Genomic DNA, 23,310 nt, shown 5'->3' with positions numbered 1-23,310 from the left:
CCTACTGGCGCACCAGCTCCACCAGGGTGCGCACGACGTCGTCCACCGGGACGTCCTGCCGCTCGCCCGTGGCGCGGTCCTTGACCTCGATCACGCCGTTGGCCAGCCCGCGCCCGACCACCACGATGGTCGGCACGCCGACCAGCTCGGCGTCGGCGAACTTCACCCCGGGCGAGGCCGGGCGGTCGTCGAAGAGGACGTCCAGGCCCACCTCGGACAGGTCGGCGGCCAGCTTCTCCGCGGCCGCCCGCTGCGTGTCGTCCTTGCCCGCCACGGCGAGGTGCACGTCGAACGGGGCGACGTTGCGGGGCCAGATGATGCCGCGGTCGTCGTGGCTCTGCTCGGCGATCACCGCGACCAGCCGGGAGACGCCGATCCCGTAGGAGCCCATGGTGATCCGGACGGGCTTGCCGTCCTTGCCCAGGGCGTCGAGGTTGAAGGCGTCGGCGTACTTGCGGCCGAGCTGGAAGATGTGGCCGATCTCGATGCCGCGCGCGGCGACGAGGGTGCCCGTGCCGTCGGGGGCGGGGTCGCCCGCGCGGACCTCGGCGGCCTCGATCGTGCCGTCGGGGGTGAAGTCGCGGCCCATGACCAGGTCGACCACGTGGTGGTCGGGCTTGTCCGCGCCGGTCACCCACGCCGAGCCCGCCACGACGCGGGGGTCGACCAGGTAGCGCACCCCGTTGTCCAGCAGCGCCTTGGGACCGATGTAGCCCTTCACCAGGAACGGGTGCCTGGCGAAGTCGGACTCCTCCAGCATCGCGGTCTCGGCGGGGGCCAGCGCCGCCTCCAGCCGCTTGTGGTCGACCTCGCGGTCGCCGGGCAGGCCGACGGCCAGCAGGTCCCACTCGGCCGCGCCGGGCAGGCGGGTCTTGAGCAGGACGTTCTTGAGCGTGTCGGCGGCGGTGAAGGCACGGCCGAGGTCTGCGGCGTTGAGGAAGTCGACCAGGGTCTCGATGGTCGGGGTGCCGGGCGTGTGGTGCGCCTGGGCCTCGGGCAGCCCGTCGAACGGGATCGCCGGGGGCGCCTGGGTGACGACGGCCTCGACGTTGGCCGCGTAGTCCGAGTCGGTGCTGTGGACGAAGGTGTCCTCACCGGTCGGCGCCACGGCCAGGAACTCCTCCGACGCCGAGCCGCCCATCGCGCCCGAGGTGGCCTGGACGACCACGTACTCGAGGCCGAGCCGGTCGAAGATCTTGACGTAGGCCGCGCGGTGGGCCTGGTAGCTGGCCGAGAGGCCGTCGTCGTCCAGGTCGAAGGAGTAGGAGTCCTTCATCAGGAACTCGCGCCCGCGCAGGATGCCCGCGCGGGGGCGCGCCTCGTCGCGGTACTTCGTCTGGATCTGGTACAGCGTGACCGGGTAGTCCTTGTACGAGCTGAACTCGCCCTTCACGGTGAGCGTGAACAGCTCCTCGTGGGTGGGGCCGAGTAGATAGTCCCCGCCCTTGCGGTCCTTGAGGCGGAACAGGTTGGGGCCGTACTCCGTCCACCGGTTGGTCGCCTCGTAGGGCTCCTTGGGCAGCAGCGCGGGGAACTGGATCTCCTGCGCGCCGATCGCGTCCATCTCCTCGCGGACGACGCGCTCGACGTTGCGCAGCACGCGCATGCCCAGCGGCAGCCAGGAGTAGCCGCCCGGGGCGACGCGGCGGACGTACCCGGCGCGGACCAGCAGCTTGTGGCTGGGCACCTCGGCGTCCGCCGGGTCCTCGCGCAGGGTGCGCAGGAACAGCGACGACATCCTGGTGATCACGGCATGGCTCCTTGGGCAAGAGTGGTGCCTGGGAGCGTAGTGAAGCGCCTGCGGCCAGCGCATTCGGGTTACGGCGCATCCGGATCACAGCGCGATCGGATTACAGCGCAGTCGGCTGCGGGGCGGTCGGCTACAGGGCGCCGCCCCGTTCCACCACCCGTGTCTCGGTGACGATCGCGTCGACCAGGTCGGCGGGGGTGACGTCGAAGGCGTAGTTGAGCGCGTGCGTGCCCTCGGGGGCGACCTTGACCCCCGCGAAGTCGGTGACCTCGTCGGCCCCGCGGACCTCGATCGGCACGTCCCGGCCCGTCGCGGTGGCCATGTCCACTGTGGATTCGGGTGCGGCGACGACGAACGGGATGCCCGCCCGCTGTGCCGCCAGCGCCAGGGGATACGTGCCGACCTTGTTCACCACGTCGCCGTTGGCCGCGATGCGGTCGGCGCCCACGACGACGGCGTGCACGAGTCCGTTGGCGATCACCGACGGGCCCGCGGAGTCGGCGACGAGAGTGTGCCGCGCGCCCATGTCGGCCAGCTCCCAGACGGTCAGGCGGGCGCCCTGCAGGAGCGGGCGGGTCTCGTCGGCGTAGACGTGGCCGAGGGAGCCGCGCTCTTGGAGCGCGCGCACCACGCCCAGGGCGGTGCCCCACTCCACGCACGCCAGGGCGCCCGCGTTGCAGTGGGTGTGGATGTTCAGTGGGCCGCGGTGGCGGGCCAGCAGCCAGTCCGCGCCCCGGGAGCCGAGGGCCCGGGTGGCGGCGATGTCGTCGTCGCGGATCGTGAGGGCGGCGGCGAGCATGGCCGCCGGGCCCTCGGGGAGGTGGGCGAGCACGCGGTCCACGCCCCAGGCAAGGTTGACCGCGGTCGGGCGGGCGGCGCGCAGGCGGGCCGCCTGCGCGGGGACATCGCCCGGGGTGGTCGCGGCGGCCAGGGCCACGCCCAGCGCGCCCGCGACGCCGAGGGCGGGGGCGCCGCGGACGGCGAGGGTGGTGATGGCGGTGATCAGCTCGTCGACGGTCCGCAGGTCGAGCACGACGACGTCGTGCGGGAGCCGGGTCTGGTCGATGGCGGTGATGTGGTCGTCGGTCCAGTCCAAGGTGCGCACACCACCCATCTTGGCCGGAAACTGTCGGTGGGTGGGCATAGCGTCCGCGGCCATGAGCATCGAGATCGGCGGCGTGACCCTGGACTGCGCGGACGCGCCGAAACTCGCCGCGTTCTGGACCGCGGCCCTGGACTACGAGGTGGGGACCGACTTCGGCGGCGTCTTCCTGTTCCTGGTGCCGCGCGGCACGAAGCACGGCGAGGCCCAGTACCTGGCGCTGCAACAGGTCGACGAGCCCAGGACGGGCAAGAACCGGCTGCACCTGGACTTCCACTGCGAGGACCGGACCGCCGAGATCGAGCGGCTGGTCGGCTTAGGCGCCAGTGTGCTCGGCGAGCACGTCGTGCCCGGCCTGACCTGGACGATCCTGGCCGACCCCGAGGGCAACGAGTTCTGCGTGGGCTCGACGAACGGCTGAATTACGCTGTCCGGGTGCTCGTGCTGCTACCCCCGTCGGAGACCAAGGCCGATGGCGGCTCCGGCGCGCCCCTGGACCTGGCCGCGCTGTCGTTCCCGGAGCTGACGCCCGTCCGCGACCGGCTGGTGTCCGCGCTGGCCGGGCTCGACCCGGCCGCGGCGCTGTCGCTGCTCGGGCTCTCCGAGCGGCAGGCCGACGAGGTCGGGCGCAACGCCCGGCTGCGGGGTTCGCCGACCATGCCCGCGATCCGGCGGTACACCGGCGTGCTCTACGACGCGTTGGCGTACGGCTCGTTCACGCGTGGGCAGCGATCCAGGGCGGGGCGGCGGCTGGCGGTGGCCTCGGCGCTGTTCGGCGTGCTGCGCGCCGACGACCCGATCCCGGCGTACCGGTTCTCCGGCGGCACGGTGCTGCCCGGGATCGGCGGGCTGCGCGGGGTGTGGCGCGCGGATCTGGAGAAGACGCTGTCGGCGGCCGACGAGCTGGTCGTCGACCTGCGCTCGGGCGCGTACGCGGCGCTGGCGACGGTGCCGCACGCGGTGACCGTGCGGGTGGTCACCGAGGGCGGGGCGACGGTGAGCCACTTCAACAAGGCGCACAAGGGCAGGCTCGCCGCCGCGCTGGCGTGCGCGGCGCGCGAGCCGGGAACCACGCGCGGTCTGGTGTCGATCGCCAAGGCGGCGGGCCTGCGGCTGGTGCCCGCGGGCCCGCGCGCGCTGGACCTGGTCGTGGAGGCGTAGATAAATCGGTTGCCCTCGGCCTCGGCCGGGGTCGAGACTGCACGCATCCGGTGGGAGTCACCGGTGGATCAAGGAGGTGCCGTCATGGGTAATGCCGCCCGGGTGGTCGAGGCACCGACCTGTCCGCCAGCCCCACTCCGCTGACTTCCGCGGTGGGGCACCGAAGACTTCCAGCTTGGAGTACCCACCAGTGCGAGAGCACGATCCCGCCTCCGCCTACGCGGAGGAGTCTTTCGACACCCGCCGTCCGCAGCGCATGCGCAAGCGGCGCTTCGACGACGAGGCCCAGCCCACCCGTTCCGGCAGGCTGACCGAGGCCGAGAAGGAACGCCTCGGCCGCGTCCGCGAGGACACCGGCCCTGAGCTGCCCGAGGGCGCCGACCGCTGGTCGACGTGGCTCGACGCCGAGCAGGGCCCGCACCCGCGGCCCGGCTGGCTGGTCACCGACGCCGCGGCGGCCGACACCGACCTCGGCATCCTCAAGACCGGCAAGGAGGCCGACGTCTACGTCCTGGAACGCGCCGTGCCCGACGGCGCGTCCTGCCTGCTCGCCGCCAAGCGGTACCGCGGCAGCGAGCACCGGATGTTCCACCGCGACGCGGGCTACCTCGAGGGCAGGCGCATGCGCCGCTCCCGCGAGATGCGCGCGATGGCCAACCGCAGCTCCTTCGGCCGCAACCTGATCGCCGAGCAGTGGGCGGTCGCGGAGTTCGCCGCGCTGGCGCGGCTGTGGTCGATCGGCGTCCCGGTGCCGTACCCGGTGCAGCGCGACGGCACCGAGCTGCTGCTGGAGTTCCTCGGCGACGAGGACGGCCAGGCCGCGCCGCGGCTGGCCCAGCTGCGCCCGGAGCCCGACGAGGCCCGCCAGTGGTGGGACCAGCTCGTCGCCGCGCTGGAGCTGCTGGCCGGGGAGGGCATGACCCACGGCGACCTCTCGGCGTACAACCTGCTGGTGCACGAGGGCCACGTCGTGCTGATCGACCTGCCGCAGGTCGTCGACGTGGTGGCCAACCCGGCGGGACGGCAGTACCTGACTCGTGATGTGACGTCCGTCGCTGCCTGGTTCAGGGCCCGCGGGGTGCCAGATTCCCTGGTGGACCCCCTTGTCCTGACCGAGCGGCTGATGGCCGCGGCGGGGATGGAGTGAGCCGGAGCGGCGCCCGCGGCGAACGTGCTCGACTGGGTCGGGTACGCTAACCAGAGCACCATGAGCGGCGGGCGCCGCTCCCTGCCCGGCTAAGCTTGCCGGACCAGCTGAACCACCGCCGCGCTATCGCCGGAAGACCGGCGCGACATCCCGTGCGGCCCGAGATGACACCGACCATGGCGCAAGAAGCGCCGGGCCCGTCCGTGTTCTCCCCCCAAGCCGGGAGTCCTGACGCGACGTGCCAAACGTCCCGAGAGGACCCCGTGCTTAACCCTGAGTTGATCCCTGCCACTTTCGCGTCCCTTGGCCTGCCGACCGAGCTGGTCAGCGCCCTCGCCGCGGCGGGCATCGCGACCCCGTTCCCCGTGCAGGAAGTCACCATCCCCGACGCGCTGGCAGGCCGTGACGTGCTGGGCCGTGCCCGCACCGGCTCCGGCAAGACCCTGGCGTTCGGCCTCCCCATGCTGACCCGCCTCGCCCAGGACGGCCGGGTCCGCCCGCGCCGCCCCCGTGCCCTCGTGCTGGTCCCGACCCGCGAGCTGGCCCTGCAGGTCGTCGACGCGCTGCACCCGATGGCCAGGTCGGTGGGCCTGTCCTGCCGCGCCGCCGTCGGCGGGATGTCGTTCGTCAAGCAGGTGGAGGCGCTGCGCCGCGGGGTCGACCTGCTGGTCGCCACCCCCGGTCGGCTCTCCGACCACGTCCGCCAGGGCACCTGCGAGCTGGGCGACATCGCCTACGTGGCCATCGATGAGGCCGACCAGATGGCCGACATGGGCTTCCTCCCGCAGGTGCGGGAGATCCTCGACCTCGTCGAGCGCTCCGCGCAGGTGCTGCTGTTCTCCGCGACGCTCGACGGTGACGTCGACACGCTGGTGAAGCGCTACCTGAACGACCCGGTCACGCACTCGGTCGTCTCCACCGACTCCGACGTCGCGTCGATGGAGCACCACCTGCTCTTCGTCTCCAAGCAGGACAAGCCCGACGTGGTCGCCGAGATGGCCGCCCGCGACGGCCGCACGATCCTGTTCGTCCGCACCAAGCACCACGTCGACCGCCTGGCCGACAAGCTGCGCTCGGTCGGGGTGTCCGCCGGTGCGCTGCACGGCGGCAAGACCCAGGGCGCGCGCAACCGGGTGCTGAGCCGCTTCAAGGAGGGCAACCTGCCCGTCCTGGTGGCCACCGACGTCGCCGCCCGCGGCATCCACGTCGACGGTGTCAGCCTGGTCGTCCACGTCGACCCGCCCGCGGACTCCAAGGACTACCTGCACCGCGCGGGCCGCACGGCGCGTGCGGGCGAGTCCGGCACGGTCGTCACGGTCGTCACCCACGACCAGCGCCGCACGGTCCTGCGCCTGACCGACCGCGCGGGCGTTTCCCCCAGCACGGCGAAGGTCCGCCCGGGTGATGAGGAGCTGGTGCGCATCACCGGCGCCCGCGTCCCCTCCGGCGTCCCGCTCGGCCCGGACGTGGCCCCGATCTCCGCCACCCGCGGCAGGCGCGGCGACGGCGAGCGCCCCCGCCGCTTCGACGGCGACCGCCCGCGCCGCTTCGAGCGTTCCACCGACCGCTCCCGCGGCGCCCGGTCCGATCGCCCCGCCCGCTTCGGCGGCGAGCGCTCCACCGACCGCCCGGCCAGCTTCAGCGCGGAGCGTCCGGCGGGCTTCAGCGCCGAGCGTCCGGCTGCCGTCGCAGGCGAGCGCCCGGCCCGTTTCGGCGGCGATCGCCCCGCCCGCTTCAGCGGCAACCGCTCCGACGAGCGCCCCAACCGCTTCAGCGGCGAGCGCTCCGGCGGCTTCTCCAGCACCCACCGCTCCGACGACCGCCCGCGCGGCTTCAGCGCCAACCGGCCGAACGACCGCCCCCGCGGCTTCAACGACCGCTCGGACGCGCGCCGTTCGGAAGGCGCTCCCGCCGCTGACGACCGCCCCCGCCGAGCACCTGCCACGTTCGACAGCACCCGCGCAGAGCGGCCCGCCCGGGACGACCGCTACGGCGCGGACCGCCCGGCGAAGTTCGCCAGCGACCGCCGCTTCGGCACCGACCGCCCCGCCAGGGACGACCGGTTCGGCGCGGACCGCCCGGCCAAGTTCGACAGCGACCGCCGCTTCGGCGCGGACCGCTCCGCGCGGTTCGACAACGACCGTCCGAACCGCTACAGCGCCAACCGGGCCGACGACCGCTCCAGCCGGTTCAGCACGGACCGCCCGGCCAGGTTCGACGGCGACCGTCGCTTCGGCACGGACCGTCCCAGCCGCTACGACGCGGGCCGCCCCTCCCGGGCCGACGACCGCTCCAGCCGTTTCGGCGGCAGCGACCGGCGCGCCGAGGGCGGCGGCGACCGTCCCCGCCGCTTCGACAGCGCGGACCGCCCCCGCACCGACGACCGCCCGCGCCGCTTCGACAGCGACCGTCCGCGCCAGTTCACCGGCAACGACCGCCCCAGCCGCTCCGGCGACCAGGGCTCCGGCCGCCCCCAGGGCAAGCGCGACTTCAACGCCGACCGCCCCCGCCGCGTCGAGGCCGACGGCTCCCGCACCACCTACCGTGGCGACGCCCCCAAGCGCGACACCCGCGACAGCCACCGGGTAGACGACCGCGCCCGCAAGCCCCGCCACAGCCAGACCCGCCACGACCGCCCCGCCGACCCCCACCCCCGCGCCACCCCCCGCGGCTGGCGCGAAGGCGACCGCAGGCACAAGAGCAACCGCTAAGCACCACGACGAAAGGGCCGGTCGCCTCCCGCGACCGGCCCTTTCGCTTTGCCCAAAACCCGCCACACCACCACCTGGCGGCCCACACCGAGAACACAGCCTCAACGCGACGAGCAGACACCCTCGCCCATGCGGGCTCTCTCGAATCTCGCGGATGAACGTGCCACTGACCGCAAGGCAGGTCCGAACCCACATCGCGGATTCGGTGACAGTGGCTCAGACACCGGGCCGCCTCCGATATCAATCCGCAAGGTGAAGACGGACACCCTCAAGGTCGAGACGGACAGGGCACCCCACCCAAACATTCGCGGCAAGCCGCCCCAACCCAGGACATCCCCCACCACTCCCTGGGGGGGCTGCCCCGTTCCAGTCTACCGGCGGCAGGGGGCGCGGAGGGTGGTTACCGGCGGGTTGTGGACAACCGGCGCGCCTGTGGATGCGGGTTTGACACGAGGAGCGGCTGCGGGTTAAAGGCCGTCCACAGTGGACGGGAGTTGTGATGCCAGGGCGGCGACCGGGCCGATCACGGTGATCGCGGGTGGGCGCAGGCCCGCGGCGGCGACGTCGTCGGCGACCTTGTCCAAAGTAGACCGCAGGACCCGTTGTGTGGGCATGGTTCCCTCCTGCACCACGGCGACCGGTGTGTCCAGCGGGCGGCCCTCGCGGATGAGGGTGGCGGCGAAGTGGGCCAGCTTGTCGACGCCCATCATCAGGACGATCGTTCCCCGCAGCCTGCCCAAGGCGGCCCAGTCCGTCAGCGAGGCCGGGTCGTCGGGGCCCACGTGGCCGGAGACCACCACCACCTCGTGGGCGACGCCCCGGTGGGTGACCGGGACGTCCACCAGGGCGGGGACGGAGAAGGCGGAGGTGACGCCGGGGACGACGGTGACCGGGATGCCCGCGGCGGCGACGGCGATGAGTTCCTCGAAGCCGCGGCCGAACAGGTACGGGTCGCCGCCCTTGAGTCGGACGACGAACTTCCCCTCCCGCGCGTGGGAGATGAGGGCGTCGTTGATGGCCTGCTGGGTGGCGGCGCGCCCGTAGGGGATCTTCGCCGCGTCGATGACCAGGACCGACGGGGGCAGTTCGTCGAGCAGGTCGCGGGGGCCGAGGCGGTCGGCCACGACGACGTCGGCGCGGGCCAGGAGCCTGCGCCCGCGCACGGTGATCAGCTCGGGATCGCCGGGCCCGCCGCCGACCAGGGCGACGCCGGTGAGGCTGGAGGCGCGGTCGTCGACGGCGCCCGAGCGCAGGGCCGAGAGGAGCCCGTCGCGGACGAGGGCCGAGCGGGCGTGGTCGCCGCCCGCCAGGACGCCGACCAGGAGGCCGTCGTAGGACCCGGTCGCCGGGGTCACCGCCGACCCCTGCGAGCCCGCGTCCGCGCGCACGCAGAACACCCGCCGCCGCTCCGCCTCCGCCGACACCTCCGCGTTGACGGCGTCGTCGGAGGTGCAGGTCAGCACGTACCACGCCTCGGCGAGGTCGCCGTCGGCGTACGGGCGGGCCAGCCAGGTGATCTCGCCCGCGTCCGCCATCGCCTGGACGGACGGGGTCACCGCGGGGGACACCACGACGATCCGCGCGCCCGTGGCGATGAGCTTCGGCAGCCTGCGCTGGGCCACGATCCCGCCGCCGACCACGACCACGCGCCGGTCCGCGAGGTCGAGTCCGACCAGGTAGTGCTGTTCAACCATGGCGACAAGCATGCCCGGTCCCCCGCCGGGGACCGCAGCCCGACACCGGTCAGTGTGACGGAGGCGGCATGTCGGCGACGACGACGCGGTAGCCGACGCCGCGGACGGACTCCACGCCGACGCCGGGGGCCGTCTCCCGCAGCGACCGCCGCAAGCGCTTGACCGCCGAGACGACCGCCTGGCTGTCGCCGACGTACGTCCGCCCCCACACCTGCACGGTGAGGTCGGCGAACGACCAGACCCGGCCGGGGTCGCCCACGAGCGCGAACAGCAGGTCGAAGTCCCGGGCCGAGAGCGGCACGGCCACGCCCCGCCAGGTGGCCTCCCGCAGCTCGGCGTCGAGGCGGAGTTTGCCGCACTCCACCACCCGGTGCGGGGCCGCGACCGGCTGGTGGGCGAAGGCCGAGCGCAGGGCGTGCGCGTCGGGAACGTAGAGCAGGGCAACCCGGCTGCCACCGGCCTCGGCGATCGCGGCCAACTGGTCCGCGCTGGTGCCAACGCAGACCACCAAGGGTAACTCCGAGCCGTCAACCGAACGGAGAACCGTCACACACACCCCCATGTCGAGCAAATGTCAGTCCCTTATGACAACCGTCGCGTGAGCGGTTGCTTCGTTACAGGAAACGCGGTCGAACGACCGCGAATCGACCCGATACCGCCCCTGGAAATTCCTTCACCGGACACCCCGGTATCCGGCAGCGTCGGAGGGGAACCGGTGGTCATCGCACGACTACCGGAGGTAACACGCGCGCGACCCCCTGCCGCGCGCGGGATGGGAGCTACCCGCTTTGTCTCCACGACCCCACCGCGCCCGCGGGCGGACCTGGCTGGCCGCGGCTACCGCCGCGCTCACCGCGTCCAGTCTGCTGGCCACCCCCGCCCTCGCCGCGCAGGCGGACACCAAGATCGAAGCGTCCGTCCTGCAGGCGCTCGACACCAAGGACAGCACCGACTTCTGGGTGCTGTTCAGCGAGCAGGCCGATCTCGAACCCGCCACCAAGATCTCCGACTGGAGCGCCCGGGGCCAGGCCGTCCTCGACGCCCTGCGCGGCACCGCCGACCGCAGCCAGGCGGCGGTGCGCGCCAGCCTGACCGCGGGCAAGGTCGACTTCCAGCCCTACTTCATCGCCAACGCCCTGCAGGTGCGCGGTGGGTCGCAGGCGCTGGCCGAGTCGCTGGCCAAGCGCGGTGAGGTCAAGCAGATCCTCGCCCCGCGCACCTATTCCCTGCCCGAGCTGATGCCGGGCACCGCGCAGGCCACCGTGGACGCGGTGGAGTGGGGCGTGGCCGCGATCAACGCCGACGACGCGTGGGCGGACTTCGGCACCCGCGGCGAGGGCATCGTGGTCGGCAACATCGACTCCGGCGTCCAGTTCGACCACCCGGCGCTGGTCGGGAAGTACCGCGGCAACAACGGCGGGGTGTTCGACCACCAGTACAACTGGTTCGACCCCTCCAACGTCTGCCCGACCGCGGCGCCGTGCGACAACAACGGCCACGGCACGCACACGATGGGCACGATGGTCGGGGCCGACGGCGCCAACCAGATCGGCGTCGCGCCGGGCGCGCGGTGGATCGCGGCCAAGGGCTGCGAGTCCAGCGGCTGCTCGGAGGCCGCGCTGTTGGGCTCCGGCCAGTGGATGCTGGCCCCGACCGACGCCGCCGGGCAGAACCCGCGCCCGGACATGCGCCCGCACATCGTGAACAACTCCTGGGGCTCGTCGAACGGGGCCACGATCGACCCGTGGTACCGCGCGACCGTGCAGGCGTGGCGCGCGGCGGGCATCTTCCCGTCGTTCTCCAACGGCAACTCCGGTCCGGGCTGCAACACCTCGGGCTCGCCGGGTGACAACGTGGAGTCCTACGCCTCGGGCGCCTACGACGTCAACGGCGCCATCGCCTCCTTCTCCAGCCGCGGTCCCGGCGAGAACGGCGACATCAAGCCGAACCTCGCCGCGCCGGGCGTCAACGTCCGCTCGTCCCTGCCGGGCAACGGGTACGGCGCCAACAACGGCACCTCGATGGCCGCCCCGCACACCTCGGCGACGGTCGCCCTGATGTGGTCGGCGGCGCCGACGCTGCTCGGCGACATCACCCGCACCGCCGAGCTGCTCGACGACTCCGCCGTCGACACCAACAACCTGACCTGCGGCGGCACGGCCGACGACAACCACGTCTTCGGCGAGGGCAAGCTCAACGCGCACGCCGCGGTCGACCGGTCCCCGCGCGGCCCGGTCGGCACCCTGGCGGGCGCGGTGACCGACGCGGCCACCGGCACTCCGGTCGCGAACGCGCGCGTCACGGTGACCGGCCCGAGCAACCGCACCCTGTCCACCGGCCCCAACGGCGCCTTCACCTCGACGCTGCCGGTCGGCGACTACGCGCTCGAGGGCAGCGCGTTCGGCTACGGGCAGGCCACCGGCACCGCGACCGTCGCCGAGAACGAGACGGTCACGGTGAACCTGGCGCTGCCGCCGGTCGCCCGCCACGCCGTCACCGGCGTGGTCCGCAACGCCCAGGGCGGCCCGGTCGCGAACGCGACCGTGCAGATCACGGGCACCCCGCTGGCCGCGGCCACCACCAACGCCCAGGGCGCCTACACCATCAGTGACGTCCCCGAGGGCACCTACCAGGTCCGCGCGACCGCGGGCGGCTGCAACGACCCGCGCCAGGTGGAGCTGGTGGTCGACGGGGCGGAGACGCTGAACATCGAGCTGCCCAGCCGGGGTGACTCCTTCGGCCACTACTGCGTGCTCGAACCGTCGTCCTATGTAGAGGGTGACACGGCGCTCGCGCTGACCGGCGACGACCAGGCCGCCTCGGTCACCATGCCGTTCGACTTCTTCTACTACGGCAACACCTACCGGGAAGCGCACGTGACCACCAACGGCCACGTCAACTTCCTGGCCCGCAGCACGTCCTTCAGCAACGTCGGGCTGCCCGCCTCGGGCGCGCCCAACGCGGCGATCTACCCGTTCTGGGACGACCTGCTCATCGACGCCCAGGGCCAGGTGATGACCAAGACCACCGGCGCGGCGCCCAACCGGGCGTTCACCGTCGAGTGGCGCAACGCGACGTTCTACCAGGCCACCACGACCCGCATCGACGTGTCGGTGACCCTGTCGGAGAACGGCGAGATCGCCATGAGCTACCGCGGCCTCGACCCGGCCGTGCCGCGCGAGACCGGCAACTCGGCCACCGTCGGCATCGAGAACGCCACCGGGACCGTGGCGCTGCAGTACTCGCTGAACGCGCCGAGCCTGTCCAACGACACCACGATCCGGTTCAAGGTGCCCCCGTCCGGGGTGCTCTCCGGGGAGGTCACCGACGCCAACGACCGCGGCGCGGTCGAGGGCGCGAGCGTCAAGGTGCTGCGCGGGACGTCGACGGTGGCCACAATCACCACCGACGCCGACGGCCGCTACGCGCTGCGCCTGCTGGCGGGCGACTACACCGTCGAGGTGACCAAGGCGAACTACGTCACGGCCACCGAGACGCTGACCGTCAGCGGTGAGCTGGCCGCCAACTTCGCCCTGCACACCCCGAGGGCGGAGCTGACCGGCGGGCCGCTGTTCTTCCTCGGTGAGGCCGGACAGCTGCGCGGGGCCACGGTGAACCTGGCCAGCACCAGCGAGCTGGCGCTGGACTACACCCTGGCCGACGGCGCGTCGTGGCTGTGGGCGGTGCCGGGTTCGGCGTCGCTGGCGCCCGGGCGCACGCAGCCCATCACCGTGCGCGTCGACCCGTCGGGGCTGGCCCCCGGCGTGCACAAGGCCGACGTGACGCTGACGACCAACGCCGGGCGGACCCCGACGCTGACCATCCCGGTCACGCTCGTGGTTCCGGCCTACCGCAAGGGAATCGACGTGGGCGGCGGGCAGCACACCGACCGCGACCTCGACGTCTGGGCCGGTGACCAGGCGTGGACGCCGGGCGGCTTCGGCCACCTCAGCGCGGGACCGGTGGTGACCAGCAAGAAGGACATCGCGGGCACCGACGACGACGTGCTGTTCCAGTCCCAGCGGGAGAGCCCGGGCGGCTACCGGTTCGACAGCCTGCCCGCGGGCACGTACCAGGTCGAGCTGGGCTTCGCCGAGCTGCGCGCGGGCTTCGTCCCCGGCCGCCGCGTCTTCGACGTGTCGGTCAACGGGACGAAGGTGCTGCCGGGCTACGACATCGCCGCCAGCGCCGGCGTGCTGACCGCGGACACCCATGAGTTCTGGGTGACCGTGCCCGAGGGCGGCTCGATCGCCGTGGAGCTGACCGCGCTGCGCGGCAAGAGCGTCCCGGTGATCAACGCCCTGCGCGTGACGCACCGACCGGACCGGGCGAGCTAGCCCGATCCGCGTGGACAGCAGCCCCCCGGTCTCGCCGCCGGGGGGCTGCTGTCACCCGGAAGGGAAGTGATCTCCGCTGGTAGTGTCGGTTTTGCGCACTTCAGCGACACTTGGAGGAATCCACCCATGTTCAAGCGCATGCTTGCCGCCTTCGGGGTCGGCGGGCCGTCGGTCGACACCGTGCTCGACACGCCCGCGGTGATGCCCGGCCAGCCCGTGCGCGGGCAGGTCCGCATCTCCGGTGGCAGCAACGAGGTCACCATCGACCAGATCGCGCTGTCGCTGGTCACCCGCGCCGAGGCGGAGCACGGCGGCCACGAGGCGCACGGCCAGGCCGAGTTCCACCGCGTCGTCATCCAGCAGGGCGTGCGGGTGCCCGCCAACCAGCAGCTGAACATCCCGTTCGAGTTCGCCGTGCCGTGGGAGTCGCCGATCACCGCGGTGGGGGCGAGCGCGCTGCCCGGCATGGTCGTCGGCGTCCGCACCGAGCTGGTGATCTCCGGCGCGCCGGACAAGGGCGACCTCGACGCCCTGGCGATTGCCCCGCTGCCCTCGCAGGACCGGGTGCTGGAGGCGTTCGGGCAGCTGGGCTTCCAGTTCCGCTCCGCCGACGTCGAGATCGGCAGGCTGCACGGCGTGCCGCAGTCGCTCGGCTTCTACCAGGAGATCGAGTTCTTCCCGCCCGGCCAGTACGCGGGCCGGATCAACGAGGTCGAGCTGACCTTCGTGGCCACGCCCGCGGAGCTGTACGTGATCCTGGAGGCCGACAAGCGCGGTGGTTTCCTGAGCGCGGGCGGGGACAGCTTCGGCCACTTCCGGATGTCGCACCAGGAGGCCGAGGCCACCGACTGGGCCCCGATCATCGACGGCTGGCTGGCGCGGACCGTCCAGGGCCGCCCGGCCAACCCGGCCTTCGGCGGGTACCCCGGTCAGCACGGGCACCCCGGCCAGCACGGCCACCACGGTCACCAGCGGCGCGGTCCCGGCATGGGCGCGGTCGTGGGCGGCGCGGCCGCGGGCATGGTCGGCGGCATGATCATCGGCGACATGATGAGCGACATGGGCGACGACGGCGGCGGCGAGGACTTCGGCGGCGAGGAGTAGCGGCTGCTGGCGCGGCGGGGTGGTCTGGACTACCCCGCCGTGCGCCAGAGGCCCTCGATGCCCTCGGTGCGGCAGCGGTGGTCGACGTAGAGCAGCGCGTGCAGGGCCAGCGTCGGCGGTGTCACCACGGTCCCGACGACGATCGCCGCCAGCGCGCTCGCGAACATCCCGCCCCCGCCGATCGTCTCGACCAGCACCGAGAGCAGCGAGCCCGCGAGCGCGGCGATGAGCACCACGCCCAGCACCCGCCACCACCCGGCCGGCGGGCCGTGCACCAGCGCGCGGGAGCGGACCAGCGCCGCGGGCGGCGAGAGGTTCTCCACCACCACCAGCGACGGCGCGAACAGCAGCGCCACCGCCAAGTACAGGATCAGGACGAACAGCGGCAGCACCAGCAGGGGGCCGAACAGCGGGCTCGCCAGCATGACCAGCGCCGCCACGGCCGCGACCCCGCCGATGAGCACCCCGGTCAGCGCCAGCACGCCGAGCAGCGCGGGCAGCCTGGGCGATCCGGCCCGCAGCGCGGCCACCGCGCCCATCGAGTGGCCGAACACCGCCCGCGGCACCACCGTGTTCACCACGGCTTCCAGCACCACCGCGACCACGCTCACGACGACAATCCTGATCATCGCGGCGAGAAGCGGCGTCAGGTCCAGCTCGCCTCCGAGGTCCGCGGGCCCGGGAACCTCGCCGAGGGTGAGCACCAGCACCGCCCACACGGCCAGCTCCGACAGCACCGCGACCACGAGGCCGACGCCGAGCAGGGCGGCGGGATTGCGCCGCACCGCGTCGATCGCGCCCCGCAGCAGGTCGGGCACCGTCAGCGGCCGCAGCGGGACGATCCCCAGCCGCAGGGCCGGGTCAGTGGGGTCGGCGACCCCGGACTGCTCGTTCATACCCCTCCCTCGCCGTGCGCGGGAGGAACGCTACAGGTGGCTGCCGACGAACTTCAGGGCCTCCGGGAGAATGGCGCGCCAGTACGCCGCGTCGTGCCCGCCCGGGGTCCACTTGGCCTCCGCGGCGCCCACCTTCCGGGCGAACTCCTTGGCCGGGTCGAGGAAGCCGTTGTCCTCGGCGCCGCACCAGAGGCCGATCGCCAGGTTGGAGTACTCGGCGGTGTGCCGCAGCGGCTCACTGGCCTCCCACTGCGCCCGGTTCTCGTAGTCGCGCGAGCTCAGCGCCGAGGGCCAGTCCTCGTACAGCGTCGGGCTGATCGCGGCGACAGCGGCGATGCCCTGCGCGCGGACGTAGTTGAGCGCGCCCGCCCCGCCCTCGCCGATGCCGATCGCGGCGAACGGCGTGCTGGCGAGGTCGTGGTACTCCAGCCAGTTGGGCATGTCCTCCTCGAGCATCCGCAGCGGCTCGTCGTCCTTGTTGCCCACCCAGTTGCCGCCGTCGGCGGCCACCACGGCGAACGGCGCGCTGGTGTAGCGCACCAGCTCGGTCAGCATGTCGGGCACCTTGAGCTCGAGCAGGCTCCGGGCCCCGCCGATCTTCGTTGGCAGCGCGACGCACACCGGGATGGGGCCCGGCGGGACACCGGCGGGCCGGATGATCACCAGATCGACGTCGCGGTACCGTCCCACCGACAGGTTCCGCACGGTGGTGACCGGCTGGGCGGTCGAGGTCGGCGGCTTGGTCAGCATGAGGTCGCCGCCCGGGTCGGTCTTCGGCGCCTCGCCCTGGCAGCCGGTCAGCAGGCCCGCGCCCAACCCCAGCCCGCCCAGCAGGGCGGCCCGGCGGGACAGCCGGACAGTTCGCGCAGTGTTCACAAGTTCTCCGCTCGTCACGGACCTTCGAGCGATCCTAGGGGGCTACCGGTGGGATGGGGCCAGTACCTCGGACAAACGTCACTATTGGGGAGCGCTCTCCCATCCGAATCCCATAACCGGTACGGACAACTTGCCCACAAGCTGGACAGATTGATCCATTCGGCCTAGTCAACATGGTCCGTTCAGTCCCGGATTCCCCACAGCAGGAAGGAAGACTCCCCGGGCAGGACCCGGCTCTCGCACAGCGGCGCGGCGGTGAACTGGGAGCCATGCACGTGATAACCGGCGTCCGACAGCGTCGACCAGACGGCCTTGAGGGTGTCCAGCTCGGACACCAGCACCACCACCCGCGCCGCGCCGACCCCGGCGCAGGCGCGCACCAGCTCCGGCCGCGCGTGGCGGAGGAAGACCGCGTCGGGTCGGGGAAGCCTCCCGAGATGGCGCTCCTCGTCCTCCAGCCGCACCTCCACGCCGTGCGCCCCCGCGTTGGCCACGATCCGCACGCACAGCGCCGCGTCCCCCTCCACCGCGATCACCGCCGCTCCCAGCAAGGCGGCCCCGATCCCCACCGCCCCTTCCTGGGCGCGGACGTCCCACACCAGCAGCCCCGGACGCGGCGCCAGCCGCGCCAGGACGACCGCCCGCACATCCTCGGGGATGCCAACGCCTTCGCGGGTGGCGAACGCGGCCGCTGACGGCGCCCAGCCCGCTTTGGCGGGCGTCGGCTCCCCGCCCGCGATCCACCTCCGCTCACCCTGGGCGTCCAGAGATCCCAGGCACAGCAACAGGTTCGGTGTCCGCCATGCTTTCCGCGACGCTTCGGAGGCGTCCACAATGGATAGTTTTTCGTTCCCGCCGACGTCTTCGAGGACCGCGAGGTACCGGTGCCAGCCGTCCAGCTCGCGCGCCAACTCCGCCGGTCCCGCCCGGGGCGCGGTCAACACCGCGACCGCGGGGCGCGCCCGGCAGACGTTGACCGCCTGCCGGAAATCCCGCCCGTGCCCGCTGACCACGGTGATGTCGTCCCAGGGCCGCTTGACCATGGCGGCGAGTCTGGCCACATCGGACACTCCGGGTACCACGGTTACCGGCAGTCCGGCCTGCCGCAACTCCCTCAGCACGCCGAAGTAGCCCGGGTCTCCCGCCGCCAGCACGACCACGGCCTCCCCAGTCCGCACGGCCGCGCCGATCTTGTCCACAACCGACTCATCGATCCCGCACGGTCCCACCTCGACCACGCTCGCCGCCCCCGGCGCGTGCTCCTGGACCACTGCGCGAACGCCCACCACCACGTCCGCCTTGGCCACGACCTCACCGGCACCCGGGGGCAGCCCGCCCACCCCGACACCGATCACGGCCACCGACGCCATCATGGGCCCATTCGACCACGCGGACGTCCGGGAAATACAGACCTCAGGCCCGAACCGGACCGCCGCGGGCGTGGACTTCCCTGCCCACCACGCCTCCCCCGACGCCGGGACGGCTCGTGGTCCGCGCTCTGTGCCGCCGTGCCGCGGCTTTCGACAACGCGCGGCTCAGCAAGGGACCGCTAGGGCTTTTTGGTCGTGCGCTTGGGGTTGGAGCGGGTGGAGCGCTTGGGCTGGGAGCGGGTGGGCTTGGCGCCGGAGGGCGCGCTCATGCGGGCGTGCGGGCGCTCGGGGTTCGCGCTTTGCTCGGGAGAGGCGGTGTCCCGGTCCGCAGTGGCCGCGTAATGGCTGTCCGGAGTGCCGGAGCGGTACTGGGTGCTGGAGCGGTACTGGCTGCTCGCACCGGGGTGGTCCGGGTGCTCGCCAGTGGAGGCGGACTCGGTGGGGTCGGCGGGTAGGGCATCGGCGGGGGTGGACTCGGCGCGACTGGTGGTCGAGGCGCCAGTCGAAGTGGACCCAGTTGAGGTGAACCCAGTTGAGGTGGACCCGGTGGGGCTGGGCACGGCGGTGAGCGCCGAGTCGAGGGCAGCCGGGTCGGTGGTCACCAAGTCAGGGGCCGCCGAGTCAGAGGCCGCCGAGTCAGGGGCCGCCGAGTCAGGGGCCGTGGGGTCGGTGACCGTCGAACCGCTGGCCGTGGGGTCGGCACCCGCGGGGCCGGTGATCGCCGAGTCAGGGACTGCCGAGTCGGGGACCGCCGAGTCGGGCGCCGTGGGGTCGGGGGCCGTGGGGTTGAGGGCCGAGGGGTTGGGCTCGGCGCGGCGGGGCCAGGTGCGGCGGGCGTCGACAGGGCGGGTGCGGCGGGGGGTGTCGACAGGGCGGGTGCGCCAGGAGCGGGTGGTCTTGCGCGGCGGGTCGTCGGTCTGGGTGCGGGGCTTGCCGTCCTCGCGCAGCGGTTCGCCGATGAGGAACAGGGCGTTGCGCCAGAGGTTGTGCTTCTTGACCTCGGCCACCAACTCGCCGACCGTGGTGCGGATGAGGGTTTCCCCGGCCCGGCTGGTCTTGTCGGCGACGACCGCCGGGGTGGCGGTGGGGACGCCCGCGGCCACCAGCGCCTCGACGAGGTCGGCGGTGCGGGCGGCGGGGGCGCGCACGGCCAGCGCGCGGTCCGGCCCGGCCAGCGCGCGGACGGTGGTGAAGTCGGTTTCCACGGTGGTGACGGCCAGCGGGGCGCCCGCTTCGGTCAGCGTGGCGCCCACCGCGCCCGCGGCGGCCGAGATCGCGGAGACCCCGGGGACGACCTCGACGTCCAACCCGAGGCGGGCGCACACGTCCAACTGGTCGCGCAGCCGGGTGGACAGGGCCGGGTCGCCGGTGACCAGGCGGACGGCGCGGGCGTTGGCGCCCGCGACGCGGCGGTAGTGCTCGGCCAGCTCGTCCGGGCCGAGGCGGGCGCAGTCGACGAGTTCGGCGTTGGTGTGCGCGCGCAGCCAGGTCGTGTCGATCACCCCGGCCGGGTACAGGATGAGGTCCGCGTCGGCGATCCGCTGGGCCCCGCGCAGGGTCAGCAGGTCGGCAGCGCCCGGTCCGGCTCCCACGAAACTCACCGTGCCACGCATTGCCCGACCGTATCGTCCGGCGCGGCACCGACCCGGACGCGGGTGGGCGGCACCGGCGGTGCGAGACTCGCGGGCGTGACTCCCGACGCTTCCACCCCCGGCGAGGCGGCGTTCGCCTGGCTGGACGCGCACGCCGAGGACCGCCGCAAGGCCGGTCTCAGCAGGCAGTTGCGGCCCCGCAGGCCCGACGACAGCGGGCTGGACCTCGCGGGCAACGACTACCTCGGCCTCGCCCGCGACAAGCGCGTCACCGGGGCCTCCGCCGCCGCGGCGCTGCGCTGGGGCGCGGGGTCCACCGGGTCGCGGCTGGTCACCGGCAGCACGGAGCTGCACAGCGAGCTGGAGTACGAGCTGGCCCGCTTCTGCGGGACCCAGGCCGCGCTGGTGTTCTCCTCGGGCTTCGCCGCCAACCTCGGCGCGGTGACGGCGCTCTCGGGCCGCGCCTGCGCCATCGTCACCGACTCGGCCATCCACGCCTCGCTGATCGACGGGTGCAGGCTCTCCCGCGCCGAGATCGCCGTCGTGGGCCACACCGACCCGGCGGCGGTCGAGCGGGCGCTGGCCACCCGCCGCACCGAGCGGGCCGTGGTCGTGACCGACACGGTGTTCTCCGTCGACGGCGACCTCGCCCCGCTGCCGGAGCTGATCACCGCCTGCCGGGCCCACGGCGCCGGGCTGATCGCCGACGACGCGCACGGGCTCGGCGTCATGGGCGAGGGCGGCCGGGGGGCCGTGCACGCCGCCGGGCTGGCGGGCGCCCCGGACGTGGTCACCACCATCACGCTGTCGAAGGCGCTGGGCGCGCAAGGCGGCGCCGTCCTCGGGCCACGACGGGTGATCCGGCACTTGGTGGAGAACGCCCGCAGCTTCATCTTCGACACCGGCCTGGCACCCGGCAGCGCGGCGGCGGCGCTGGCGGCGCTCTCCGTGCTCAAGGACGAGCCCGAGCGGCCCGAGCGGGTCCGCGCGGTCGCCGCCGACCTCGCCGAGCGGCTGCGCGCGGCCGGGCTGGCCGCCAGCGAGCCCGAGGCCGCCGTGGTGTCGGTGCGCGCGCCGTCACCGGAGGCGGCGCTGCGCTGGTCCGAGGACTGCCGCGCGGCCGGTGTCTGGGTGGGCTGCTTCCGGCCGCCGTCGGTGCCCGACCAGATCTCCCGGCTGCGCCTGACCGCCCGCGCCGACCTCACCGAGGCCGACATCGCCCGCGCGGTCCAGGTGATCACCGAGCACGCGCCCCGCTAGCGCGTCTGCGCATGGTGATGTGGGGGATGCCGTCGTCGAGGTACCGCTCCCCCTCGGGCACGTAGCCGAACCGCGCGTACAGGCCCTGGGCCTGGACCTGGGCGCCGAGCACGCTCTCCGCCCCGCCGATGCGCTCCACCGCGGCGGCCATCAGCCGCGCGCCGACGCCGGTGCCGCGCGCGGCCAGCGCCGTGCACACCCGGCCGACCCGCACGACGCCGCCGGGTTCGGCGAGCAGCCGCAGGCAGCCGAGGAACTCCTCGCCGGGGCGCCACCACACGTGGACGGTGCTCGGCAGCAGGTCGCGCCCGTCCAACTCCGGGTATGGGCACTCCTGCTCGACCACGAAGACGTCCACCCGCAGCGTGAGCAGGCCGTAGAGGTCGGGGACGGTCAGGTCGGTTCCAGCGGCGACGTGAAGCACGCCCCCGGTGATACCACGTCAGGAAGTCGGCGGCGGCGTGGACGTGGTGGTCGGGGTGGGCTGCTCCGGAGCCGCGTCGACCACGGCGGCGATGTCCGGGGTGTAGGTGGAGACCCGGGTGTACACCCCGGGCTTGCCGGGGGCCGCGCAGCCCTCGCCCCACGACGCCAGGCCGACCAGGGTGCCCTTGACGATCAGCGGCCCGCCGGAGTCGCCCTGGCAGGTGTCGACGCCGCCCTCGGGCAGGCCCGCGCAGACCATGGGCTTCGGGGAGAACGGCCCGTAGGCGGTGGCGCAGTCGGCGTCGGCGTAGATCGGGACCTGCGCCTTGAGCAGGTAGCGCGAACTCGCCCCGCCCTCGGCGACCCGGCCCCAGCCGAGGATGGTCGCGGGCGTGCCCGCGGCGTAGGAGGCGGTGTCGTCGGCCTCGGCGATGGGCAGCAGGCGGTACGGCAGCGACGCGGCGAGGGTCAGCACCGCCACGTCGGCGCCCTCGGTGACGCTGCGGTAGTCCGGGTGCACCCACACCGCCGACACCGTGGCGACGATGCCGTCGGCGGCCTGCTTGTCCTCGCGGCCCGCCACCACGCGGAGGTCGGAGGCGGCCATGGCGCCCGCGCAGTGCGCGGCGGTGACGACCTTCGTCGGCGCGACGAGCGTGCCGCCGCAGAACTGGTGGCCGTCGGCGGTGGCCAGGTAGACCATGTAGGGGTGCTCGGTGATCGACGCCCGGGTCCCGCCGACGACCTGCACCCGCGCCTCGGCGGCGAACTGCGCGAACATCGCGGCCAGGACCGCCAACGCGGCGGCCGCCCCCAGAACCCGGCGTGTCGTTCCGCGCATGGCGATGTCTCCTGTCCGAACCGACCTGGCAACGGTCTGTGCCCCTCTTTTCACGCTAGGTCAACGGGGCCTCCCGGGATAGCGACGCCTTGTCGCTCGAAAGGGTGGACCTTCGCCGCCGGGGCCGGTGCGGGATGCTGGAACCCGTGCACCGCCGCCTCGTCGCCACCGCCGCCGTCCTGGTCACAGCGCTGGCGGGCTGCACGACACCCGCCGAGCAGCGAGCCGCGCGAGAGTCCACATCGGCCGCCGCGCCGACGGCGAGGCCCACCACCGCGGAACCCCCGGCCACCACCCCGCCCGGCCGGACCACCGCACCACCCGCCCGCACCGGACCGCGGCGCCCGGTCTGGGTGGTCGGCGCCTCGCCGCTGCCGCTGCGTCCCGACGGGTTCGGCCAGGTCCTGCCCACGCCACCGGAACTGGCCAACCGCGCCCTGCCGACCGCCGACCGGCTTCCGCCCCCGCGCTCGACCCGGTTCGAGTCCACCGTCGCCGCCGTGCCCGCCGACGTCCTCCGCCGCAGCACCTGGCGGCGGGAGTGCCCCGTCGGCCGGGACGAGCTGCGCTACCTGACGATGTCCTTCCGCGGCTTCGACGGCCACGCGCACACCGGGGAGATGATCGTGCACGCCACCGTCGCCCAGGACGTCACGACGGTCTTCGCCCGGCTCTACGACATCGGCTTCCCCATTGAGGAGATGCGGGTCACCGCGGCGCCGGAGCTGGACCTGCGCCCCACCGGCGACGGCAACAACACCACCGCCTTCGTGTGCAGGCCCGCGGTGAACCTCAAGACCTGGTCGGCGCACGCCTCCGGCCTGGCCGTCGACGTCAACCCGTTCTGCAACCCCTACGTCCGCGGCGAGCTGGTCCTGCCGGAACTCGCCTCGTCCTATGTGGACCGGACGTGGGCACGGCCGGGCATGGTCTTCCGCGGCGACGAGGTCGTCCGGGCGTTCGCGGCCATCGGCTGGTCCTGGGGCGGCGACTGGACGTCGCCGCTGGACATCCAGCACTTCACCGCGACCGGGCGCTGATTG

The 23,310-nt window shown here is 73.4% G+C and carries 18 protein-coding genes; 8 read left to right on the top strand and 10 right to left on the bottom strand.

From position 1 onward, the window contains the following. Position 1 precedes the first annotated feature (1 nt). The gene (locus ACTG9Q_RS07745; RefSeq protein ID WP_455571924.1) at positions 2-1,750 is read right to left on the bottom strand and encodes a proline--tRNA ligase; all 1,749 of its coding nucleotides are present in this window, start codon (positions 1,748-1,750) and stop codon (positions 2-4) included. 130 nt (positions 1,751-1,880) lie between these two features. Further along, the gene (gene mtnA, locus ACTG9Q_RS07740; protein WP_455572040.1) at positions 1,881-2,864 is read right to left on the bottom strand and encodes an S-methyl-5-thioribose-1-phosphate isomerase; all 984 of its coding nucleotides are present in this window, start codon (positions 2,862-2,864) and stop codon (positions 1,881-1,883) included. A gap of 43 nt (positions 2,865-2,907) precedes the next feature. Here mtnA and ACTG9Q_RS07735 point away from each other — a divergent pair, with 43 nt between their 5' ends. The 4 genes from ACTG9Q_RS07735 (at position 2,908) to ACTG9Q_RS07720 (ending at position 7,871) form a co-directional block, all read left to right on the top strand. Then, entirely contained in the window at positions 2,908-3,273 is a 366-nt protein-coding gene (locus ACTG9Q_RS07735) for a VOC family protein (protein ID WP_455571923.1), read from the top strand. A 14-nt stretch (positions 3,274-3,287) separates the two neighbouring features. Then, a complete protein-coding gene (locus ACTG9Q_RS07730; RefSeq protein ID WP_455571922.1) occupies positions 3,288-4,013 on the top strand; it encodes a YaaA family protein in 726 nt (241 codons plus the stop codon). 190 nt (positions 4,014-4,203) lie between these two features. Beyond that, positions 4,204-5,160, top strand: coding sequence for a serine protein kinase RIO (locus ACTG9Q_RS07725; RefSeq protein ID WP_455571921.1), 957 nt, complete (start codon positions 4,204-4,206; stop codon positions 5,158-5,160). A gap of 263 nt (positions 5,161-5,423) precedes the next feature. Then, the gene (locus ACTG9Q_RS07720) at positions 5,424-7,871 is read left to right on the top strand and encodes a DEAD/DEAH box helicase (protein ID WP_455571920.1); all 2,448 of its coding nucleotides are present in this window, start codon (positions 5,424-5,426) and stop codon (positions 7,869-7,871) included. Between the two features lie 467 nt (positions 7,872-8,338). Here the strand turns inward: ACTG9Q_RS07720 and cobA are convergent, their stop codons facing one another. Then, complete coding sequence (cobA, locus tag ACTG9Q_RS07715; RefSeq protein WP_455571919.1) at positions 8,339-9,565, bottom strand: uroporphyrinogen-III C-methyltransferase; 1,227 nt, start codon at positions 9,563-9,565, stop codon at positions 8,339-8,341. Positions 9,566-9,614: 49 nt separating this feature from the next. Beyond that, positions 9,615-10,073 (bottom strand): winged helix-turn-helix domain-containing protein, encoded by a 459-nt coding sequence (locus tag ACTG9Q_RS07710; protein WP_455572039.1) that lies wholly within the window; start codon positions 10,071-10,073, stop codon positions 9,615-9,617. A gap of 280 nt (positions 10,074-10,353) precedes the next feature. On the opposite strand from ACTG9Q_RS07710, the gene ACTG9Q_RS07705 reads away from it, so the two are divergent. Further along, positions 10,354-13,902 (top strand): carboxypeptidase regulatory-like domain-containing protein, encoded by a 3,549-nt coding sequence (locus ACTG9Q_RS07705; RefSeq protein WP_455571918.1) that lies wholly within the window; start codon positions 10,354-10,356, stop codon positions 13,900-13,902. A 126-nt stretch (positions 13,903-14,028) separates the two neighbouring features. After that, the gene (locus tag ACTG9Q_RS07700; RefSeq protein WP_455571917.1) at positions 14,029-15,006 is read left to right on the top strand and encodes a sporulation protein; all 978 of its coding nucleotides are present in this window, start codon (positions 14,029-14,031) and stop codon (positions 15,004-15,006) included. Positions 15,007-15,035: 29 nt separating this feature from the next. Here ACTG9Q_RS07700 and ACTG9Q_RS07695 read toward each other — a convergent pair whose 3' ends face one another. The 4 genes from ACTG9Q_RS07695 to ACTG9Q_RS07680 all read right to left on the bottom strand — a co-directional run bounded on the left by ACTG9Q_RS07695 (position 15,036) and on the right by ACTG9Q_RS07680 (position 19,740). After that, positions 15,036-15,902 carry a hypothetical protein gene (locus ACTG9Q_RS07695; RefSeq protein ID WP_455571916.1) on the bottom strand — a complete coding sequence of 289 codons (867 nt, stop codon included), beginning with the start codon at positions 15,900-15,902 and terminating at the stop codon, positions 15,036-15,038. Between the two features lie 30 nt (positions 15,903-15,932). After that, positions 15,933-16,778, bottom strand: coding sequence for an alpha/beta hydrolase (locus ACTG9Q_RS07690; RefSeq protein WP_455571915.1), 846 nt, complete (start codon positions 16,776-16,778; stop codon positions 15,933-15,935). A 182-nt stretch (positions 16,779-16,960) separates the two neighbouring features. After that, entirely contained in the window at positions 16,961-18,139 is a 1,179-nt protein-coding gene (gene cbiE / locus ACTG9Q_RS07685; protein ID WP_455571914.1) for a precorrin-6y C5,15-methyltransferase (decarboxylating) subunit CbiE, read from the bottom strand. Between the two features lie 188 nt (positions 18,140-18,327). Next, positions 18,328-19,740: an SAM-dependent methyltransferase gene (locus ACTG9Q_RS07680; protein WP_455571913.1), complete on the bottom strand. Its 1,413-nt coding sequence runs from the start codon at positions 19,738-19,740 to the stop codon at positions 18,328-18,330. Between the two features lie 96 nt (positions 19,741-19,836). Here ACTG9Q_RS07680 and ACTG9Q_RS07675 point away from each other — a divergent pair, with 96 nt between their 5' ends. Next, on the top strand, positions 19,837-21,000 hold the full coding sequence (locus ACTG9Q_RS07675; protein WP_455571912.1) for an 8-amino-7-oxononanoate synthase: 1,164 nt from the start codon (positions 19,837-19,839) through the stop codon (positions 20,998-21,000). Here ACTG9Q_RS07675 and ACTG9Q_RS07670 read toward each other — a convergent pair. Next, a complete protein-coding gene (locus ACTG9Q_RS07670; protein WP_455571911.1) occupies positions 20,978-21,424 on the bottom strand; it encodes a GNAT family N-acetyltransferase in 447 nt (148 codons plus the stop codon). The two genes, ACTG9Q_RS07675 and ACTG9Q_RS07670, sit on opposite strands and share 23 nt — an antisense overlap. Positions 21,425-21,442: 18 nt before the next feature. Beyond that, positions 21,443-22,267, bottom strand: coding sequence for a S1 family peptidase (locus tag ACTG9Q_RS07665; RefSeq protein ID WP_455571910.1), 825 nt, complete (start codon positions 22,265-22,267; stop codon positions 21,443-21,445). 146 nt (positions 22,268-22,413) lie between these two features. Here ACTG9Q_RS07665 and ACTG9Q_RS07660 point away from each other — a divergent pair, with 146 nt between their 5' ends. Beyond that, entirely contained in the window at positions 22,414-23,307 is an 894-nt protein-coding gene (locus ACTG9Q_RS07660) for a M15 family metallopeptidase (protein WP_455571909.1), read from the top strand. The last annotated feature ends 3 nt before the right edge of the window (positions 23,308-23,310 follow it).

The sequence above is a fragment of the Actinokineospora lacus genome, assembly GCF_053813445.1.
The sequence above is the reverse complement of the archived record's forward strand: the minus strand, read 5'-3'. Positions and strand labels throughout refer to the sequence as shown.

What these genes read in the sequence shown, in the direction of transcription:
- cobA (WP_455571919.1), bottom strand. Translation starts at nt 9,565, where the DNA reads ATGGTTGAACAGCACTACCTGGTCGGACTCGACCTCGCGGACCGGCGC.
- ACTG9Q_RS07695 (WP_455571916.1), bottom strand. Translation starts at nt 15,902, where the DNA reads ATGAACGAGCAGTCCGGGGTCGCCGACCCCACTGACCCGGCCCTGCGG.
- ACTG9Q_RS07700 (WP_455571917.1), top strand. Translation starts at nt 14,029, where the DNA reads ATGTTCAAGCGCATGCTTGCCGCCTTCGGGGTCGGCGGGCCGTCGGTC.
- mtnA (WP_455572040.1), bottom strand. Translation starts at nt 2,864, where the DNA reads ATGGGTGGTGTGCGCACCTTGGACTGGACCGACGACCACATCACCGCC.
- ACTG9Q_RS07665 (WP_455571910.1), bottom strand. Translation starts at nt 22,267, where the DNA reads ATGCGCGGAACGACACGCCGGGTTCTGGGGGCGGCCGCCGCGTTGGCG.
- ACTG9Q_RS07735 (WP_455571923.1), top strand. Translation starts at nt 2,908, where the DNA reads ATGAGCATCGAGATCGGCGGCGTGACCCTGGACTGCGCGGACGCGCCG.